Here is a 5,658-nt window from a genome sequence, read left to right as displayed (position 1 = left end):
AGGCCGGCGTGAGCGCGCCGACCCGCAACCGTCCCGCGCCGACGCCGGCCGACGACGTCGACGACGGCGATCTCGTCGTCGCACGTACCCCGCATCCGTGGCGCTGGGTGATCAGCATCGCGGTGCTGGTCGTCGTCGCGCAGTTCCTGCACGGCCTCGCCACCAACCCCGGCTGGGACTGGGCGACCTTCGCCCGCTACTTCACCGCCGAATCCGTGCTGGCGGCGCTGTGGATGACGGTGAAGCTGACCCTGTGGGGCAGCATTCTGGGTTTCGGTCTCGGCGTGTTGCTCGCCGTCTCACGGCTGTCGAACAACCCGGTGCTGCAGGTCATTTCGTGGATCTACATCTGGGCGTTCCGCTCGATTCCCCTGATCGTGCAGCTGCTGTTCTGGTTCAACATCGCGTACCTGTATCAGACGCTGTCGCTGGGTATTCCGTTCGGGCCGAGCTTCTTCGAGTTCAACGTGACCGGCGTGATCTCCGGCTTCACCGCCGCGGTGATCGGCCTGGCCCTGCACCAGGCCGCCTACTCCGCGGAGATCATCCGCGCCGGCATCATCTCCGTCGATCACGGACAGATCGAGGCGGCCAACGCCCTCGGCATCCCGCGGTACCGACAGTTCGTCAAAATCGTCCTGCCGCAGGCGATGCGCGCGATCCTGCCCAACGCCGCCAACGAGGTCATCAGCCTGTTCAAGGGCACCTCGATCGTCTCCACGATGGCGATCGCCGAATTGTTCTACCAGGTCCAGGTGATCTTCGGGCGCAATGGCCGGGTGGTGCCGCTGCTCATGGTCGCCACCGTCTGGTACATCCTGCTCACCACCGTGCTGTCCATCATCCAGTACTACGTCGAGCGTCATTACGCCCGCGGCTCGGCGCGTGACCTGCCGCTCACTCCGCGTCAGAAGCTGCTGGCCAAGTACCGCGAGATCCGTGATGCCGGGATCGGCACGCCGAGGGGAGCGACCAAATGACCACGATCGAAGATCCGCAGGTCCACGCGGTCGACGTGCGCGGCGTCCACAAGTCCTTCGGCGCCCTCAAGGTGCTCGAGGGCGTCGACCTGCAGGTCCGCAAGGGCGAGGTGACGGTGATCCTCGGGCCGTCCGGGTCCGGGAAGTCCACGCTGTTGCGTACCCTCAACCACCTGGAGAAGGTCGATCGCGGCACCATCCGCATCGACGGTGAGCTCATCGGCTACCGCCGTCGCGGCAACAAGCTGCACGAGCTGCGTCCGCGCGAGATTCTGCGCCAGCGCTCCCGGATCGGCTTCGTCTTCCAGAACTTCAATCTGTTCCCGCATCTGACCGCGCTCGAGAATGTGATCGAGGCGCCGTTGTCGGCGCAGAAGCGTGAACGCGCCGAGGTGGAGGCCGAAGCCCGGGAACTGCTCCGCCGCGTCGGTGTCGGGGACAAGGTCCACGACTACCCGAAGCAGCTGTCGGGTGGGCAGCAGCAACGCGTCGCGATCGCGCGCGCGCTGGCGCTGCGCCCGGCGGTGATCCTGTTCGACGAACCGACTTCCGCGCTCGACCCCGAACTCGTCGGCGAGGTTCTCGACGTGATCCGCGACCTCGCCGCCGACGGTGCAACCCTCGTGATCGTCACCCACGAGATCGGATTCGCCCGCGAGGTCGCCGACACCATCGTGTTCATGGACGGTGGCGTCATCGTCGAGCAGGGCCCACCCGCAGACGTCCTCGAACGACCCAGCCACGACCGCACCCGGGCATTCCTGTCCCGGGTGCTCTGAAACCCCTTACACCGAAGATTTCCGGAAGGACACGATGTCAGCCCCCACCCGCCCCACGAGGCTGTTCGCCTCGGCCCTGACCGCCGTCGCCCTGTTCGCCGGCGCGGCGTGCAGCTCGGGTGACCCCGAGACCGACGCCGCGAGCGCGGCCGGATACAACCTCAGCGCGGACCAGAACCGCATCACCACCGACGAGGTTCCCGAGATCGCCGCGAAGGTCCCGCAGGCCATCCGCGACCGTGGCACCCTGATCGTGACCGGTTCCGCCGGCACGGCACCGCCCCTGCGGTTCTACGCCGACGACGACAAGACGATCATCGGCTCCGAGACGGACTTCGCGTACCTCATCGGCGACGTGCTCGGTCTGGAGATCGAACTGACCGCGGCGGACTGGGCGCAGAACTTCGTGCGCATCGACTCCGGTGAGGCCGACACCTTCATCTCCAACGTGACCGTCACCGAGGAACGCAAGGAGAAGTACGACTTCGCCACCTACCGTCTCGACAGCCTTGCCGTGGAGGTGAAGAAGGGCAGTGGCATCACGTTCGACGGCCCGAAGGACATCGCAGGTCTGAAGGTCGGTGTCTCGTCCGGCACCAACCAGGAGGAGCTGCTCGTCCAGTGGAACGAGCAGAACATCGCGGCCGGGCTCGAACCCGCCGAGATCCTCTACTACCAGAACGCCACGGACTACTACCTCGCGCTCGGCTCCGGCCGCATCGACGCGTACGTCGGGCCCAACCCGTCGTCGTCGTTCCACGCCATCCAGTCCGGCGAGACCGAGGTCGTCGGCACGTTCTCCGGCGCGGGAGACGCCCTGCAGGGTGAGATCGCGGTGCTGACGAAGAAGGACAACGGCCTGGTCGGCCCGATCAACGAGGCGTTGAACCACCTCATCGAGAACGGCACGTACGCGCAGGTTCTCGAACGCTGGGGCATTTCGAGCGAGGCGGTCGAGTCCTCGAGGATCAACCCGCCCGGCCTGCCGAAGAAGCCTGCGCAGTAGCGAGACCCGGAGGGAAGCGATGAGTCGCATTCAGGGCCGCGCCGACGTGGTGATCGTCGGCGGCGGTGTCATCGGGTCGGCAGCGGCCTGGCGCCTGGCCGAACGCGGCCGGTCGGTCGTGCTGCTCGAACAGTTCGGTCCGGGACACCGCCACGGCGCGTCGCACGGCAGTTCGCGCATCTACCGGCAGGCGTACGACGGGGAGTTCTACACCGGTCTGGCGGCGCGGGCGCTGCCGCTGTGGCGTGCCCTCGAGGACACCACGGGCACATCCGTTCTCACGCTGACCGGTGCCGTCGACCACGGGCTTCCCGCCGCGCTCGCGGCCAAGGCGAAGGCGTTGGCGGCGCTCGGGATCCCGCACGAGCTGCTGGATCCGGCCGAGGCGGGACGGCGTTGGCCCGGAATCCGATTCGACACCCGGGTCCTGCACCACCCGGACGCCGGCCGGTTGCACGCCGACCGGTCGGTGCAGGCTCTGAACCACGCGGCGGCGCACGTCGGCGCGGACATTCGGCACGACGACGTCGTTCGCGGAATCAGAAGTACCGCAACCGGTGTCGAGGTCGTCACCGACGGGACGACGATTGCGGCCGCACACGTCGTCGTCGCAGCCGGCGCGTGGACCCGATCGCTGCTCGCCGACGCGCAGCTCGACGTCGTGCCGGAACTGCCACAACTGCGCACCACGCAGGAACAACCCGCGCACTTCGTGCCGATCGTCGCGGACTGGCCGAGCTTCGTGCATCATCGTGGCGCCGGACTCACCGGAGAAGGCATCTACGGGCTCGGTTCCGAGGACGGCATCAAGATCGGTGAGCACGGTACGGGACCGGTGGTGGAACCCGAAACACGGGACTACAGGCCCGATCCCGCCGGTGTCGAGCGTCTCGTCGACTACGCGACCGCGTGGCTGCCCGGCGTCGACCCAAGCTCCGTCGTCGCTGACACCTGCCTCTACACGACCACCCCGGACAGCAATTTCGTCGTCGACCGGGTCGGTGACGTCACCGTGGCGGCCGGGTTCTCCGGGCACGGATTCAAATTCGCGCCGGTGATCGGGGAGCTCGTCGCCGATCTCGTCGACGGCAGGAGCCGAGCTCTCGAACCCCTCCGGTTCGGTGCCCGGCAGGCGGTGGCCGCGCGATGAGCGAAACCCGCCGCCTGCAGGTCCTTCGGGTGGCGCAGGACGACCCGCTCGCCCTGCCATTGCTCACCGAACTCGCCGTCGAGTACAGCACTCGCTACGAACGGCCGTTCGAGGAGCAGTTCGAGGACCTGACCACCCATCCCGGTGAGGAATTCGCGCCGCCGCACGGCGCGTTGCTGGTCCTCGTCGAGGACGGTGAACCCGTCGCCGGGGGAGCGTTCCGCCGCTACGACGAGCACACCGCCGAGCTCAAACGCATCTGGACCTCCGCTCGGCACCGGCGGCGCGGGCTCGGCCGTCTCGTCCTCGACGAACTCGAGGGCGAGGCGGTGCGGCGCGGCTATTCCCGCATCTACCTGACCACCGGGTGGCGCCAGCCGGAAGCGGTCGCGCTCTATCTGGCGGCGGGCTACACCGCCCTGTTCGACCCGTCCGTTCCGGCCGAGGAGATCGGCCCGCACCCGTTCGAGAAGTATCTGCGCTGATCCACCCAGGCGCCGGCGGCGGCAGCGGTACCGTCGAAACATGCTCGAACCGATCCGAGACCTGCCCGACGGCGTCCTCGGCTTCGAGGCCGTCGGACGAATCGAAGCGTCCGATTACGAGAACGTCCTGATGCCCGCGATCCGCGAGGTCTGTGACCGGGGAGAAAAGATCCGGATCGTCCTGGTGTTCGAGAGGTTCGACGGCCTGTCCCCCGGAGCAATGTGGGACGACTTCCGGCTCGGTGCCGAGCACGTCACCCGCTGGGAACGGATCGCGCTGGTCACGGACCTCGACTGGATGATCACCGTCATGTCCCTGTTCGGCTGGTTGACGCCCGGGGAGTTCAAGCGTTTCCCGCTGTCCGAGCGCGACGCCGCGATCGAGTGGGCGGCCGGAACCGCCGCCTGAACCCGGTTCGACGGCACGCAATTCGCGCCACCTCGAGAAAAAGGGGTGTTCGGGCTGTGCCGGGGCGTTCAGGTTCGGGCAAGAACCATCCAGAGCGACCGAGACACCTGGCTCGACGACGTCGCAGCAACCGTTGCCTTCTGGTGAGCAAACGTGAGCACGTCCTGTTTGCTTCGCCATCAGGCAGCCTCACCTTCCGGTGAGACAGTCCCGGTCCGACCGACAGTGTCGTGCCGGGTTGACGCTTCAACGCCTGCTGCCTTGTCCGCTCCCGCGGATCGGGTCTTGCGCGTGGCTCCACGTCCGTCCCCACCCGAATCGGTGGCGGCCGGGCTACTCCCGGTACCGGTCCCCGTATCACCCGTGCGGTGGGTCTCGCCGAGGCGGGCGAGGTTGATCGCAGCGTTGCGATCACGATCGATCGTCAGGCCGCAGTGCTCACACACATACGTCCGGTCCGCGAGGGTCAGGTTTGGTTGTCGCCTGCCACATCCCGAACACGTTTTCGATGAGGGGTACCAGCGGCCGGCCTCCACCAGCGTCGAGCCGTATCAACCGGTCTTGTAGCCGAGCATCCGCCGAATTTCGGCCAGGGCCGCATCGGCGAGCGCCCGGTTCAGGCCCTTCTTCCGGCTGCCACCGGCCGAACGCATCCCGGACGCGTTCAACGTCTCCACCACGATCACCCGATGGCGTTGCGCCAGCGCGGTGGTGGCCGCGACGGCAGTGACTGACTTTGTCGCCGAAAAGGTTTCGATCACCGTGACGGAAAGGGTATTCCGGGGATCGGGAGGTCGCTACCGTCTGCATCGACCGCTGAGATCCGCACCGAATCCACCTGCCTTCCGC

8 protein-coding genes are annotated in these 5,658 nt (G+C 67.3%); 6 read left to right on the top strand and 2 right to left on the bottom strand.

Translation table 11 applies throughout. From position 1 onward, the window contains the following. Positions 1–8: 8 nt before the first annotated feature. From I0Q12_RS01780 to I0Q12_RS01755, 6 genes are read left to right on the top strand one after another with little or no spacing between them, the layout of a single operon-like run. Complete coding sequence (locus I0Q12_RS01780; RefSeq protein WP_197250319.1) at positions 9–980, top strand: amino acid ABC transporter permease; 972 nt, start codon at positions 9–11, stop codon at positions 978–980. After that, positions 977–1,759 carry an amino acid ABC transporter ATP-binding protein gene (locus tag I0Q12_RS01775; RefSeq protein ID WP_197250318.1) on the top strand — a complete coding sequence of 261 codons (783 nt, stop codon included), beginning with the start codon at positions 977–979 and terminating at the stop codon, positions 1,757–1,759. Before I0Q12_RS01780 ends, I0Q12_RS01775 begins: the two co-directional genes overlap by 4 nt. Before the next feature lie 34 nt (positions 1,760–1,793). Beyond that, the gene (locus I0Q12_RS01770; RefSeq protein WP_197250317.1) at positions 1,794–2,765 is read left to right on the top strand and encodes an ABC transporter substrate-binding protein; all 972 of its coding nucleotides are present in this window, start codon (positions 1,794–1,796) and stop codon (positions 2,763–2,765) included. A gap of 19 nt (positions 2,766–2,784) precedes the next feature. After that, a complete protein-coding gene (gene solA / locus I0Q12_RS01765; protein WP_197250316.1) occupies positions 2,785–3,915 on the top strand; it encodes an N-methyl-L-tryptophan oxidase in 1,131 nt (376 codons plus the stop codon). Beyond that, positions 3,912–4,400 carry a GNAT family N-acetyltransferase gene (locus tag I0Q12_RS01760; protein WP_197250315.1) on the top strand — a complete coding sequence of 163 codons (489 nt, stop codon included), beginning with the start codon at positions 3,912–3,914 and terminating at the stop codon, positions 4,398–4,400. The genes solA and I0Q12_RS01760 overlap by 4 nt, the downstream gene beginning before the upstream one ends. A 40-nt stretch (positions 4,401–4,440) precedes the next feature. Continuing rightward, positions 4,441–4,809 carry an STAS/SEC14 domain-containing protein gene (locus I0Q12_RS01755; protein WP_197250314.1) on the top strand — a complete coding sequence of 123 codons (369 nt, stop codon included), beginning with the start codon at positions 4,441–4,443 and terminating at the stop codon, positions 4,807–4,809. A gap of 179 nt (positions 4,810–4,988) precedes the next feature. On the opposite strand, the gene I0Q12_RS01750 is transcribed toward I0Q12_RS01755, so the two are convergent. Beyond that, positions 4,989–5,348 carry a transposase gene (locus I0Q12_RS01750; protein ID WP_231609835.1) on the bottom strand — a complete coding sequence of 120 codons (360 nt, stop codon included), beginning with the start codon at positions 5,346–5,348 and terminating at the stop codon, positions 4,989–4,991. A 12-nt stretch (positions 5,349–5,360) separates the two neighbouring features. Beyond that, entirely contained in the window at positions 5,361–5,570 is a 210-nt protein-coding gene (locus tag I0Q12_RS31690) for a hypothetical protein (RefSeq protein ID WP_231609818.1), read from the bottom strand. Positions 5,571–5,658 lie beyond the last annotated feature (88 nt).

The sequence above is a fragment of the Rhodococcus sp. CX genome (genome assembly GCF_015865005.1).
In the GTDB taxonomy this organism is placed as follows: Bacteria; Actinomycetota; Actinomycetes; order Mycobacteriales; family Mycobacteriaceae; genus Rhodococcus.
This window is presented reverse-complemented; position numbering and strand designations above follow the sequence as displayed.

Excerpts from the sequence above, each read along its gene's own strand:
- I0Q12_RS01760 (WP_197250315.1), top strand. The coding sequence starts at position 3,912 with ATGAGCGAAACCCGCCGCCTGCAGGTCCTTCGGGTGGCGCAGGACGAC.
- I0Q12_RS01770 (WP_197250317.1), top strand. The coding sequence starts at position 1,794 with ATGTCAGCCCCCACCCGCCCCACGAGGCTGTTCGCCTCGGCCCTGACC.
- solA (WP_197250316.1), top strand. The coding sequence starts at position 2,785 with ATGAGTCGCATTCAGGGCCGCGCCGACGTGGTGATCGTCGGCGGCGGT.
- I0Q12_RS01755 (WP_197250314.1), top strand. The coding sequence starts at position 4,441 with ATGCTCGAACCGATCCGAGACCTGCCCGACGGCGTCCTCGGCTTCGAG.
- I0Q12_RS01775 (WP_197250318.1), top strand. The coding sequence starts at position 977 with ATGACCACGATCGAAGATCCGCAGGTCCACGCGGTCGACGTGCGCGGC.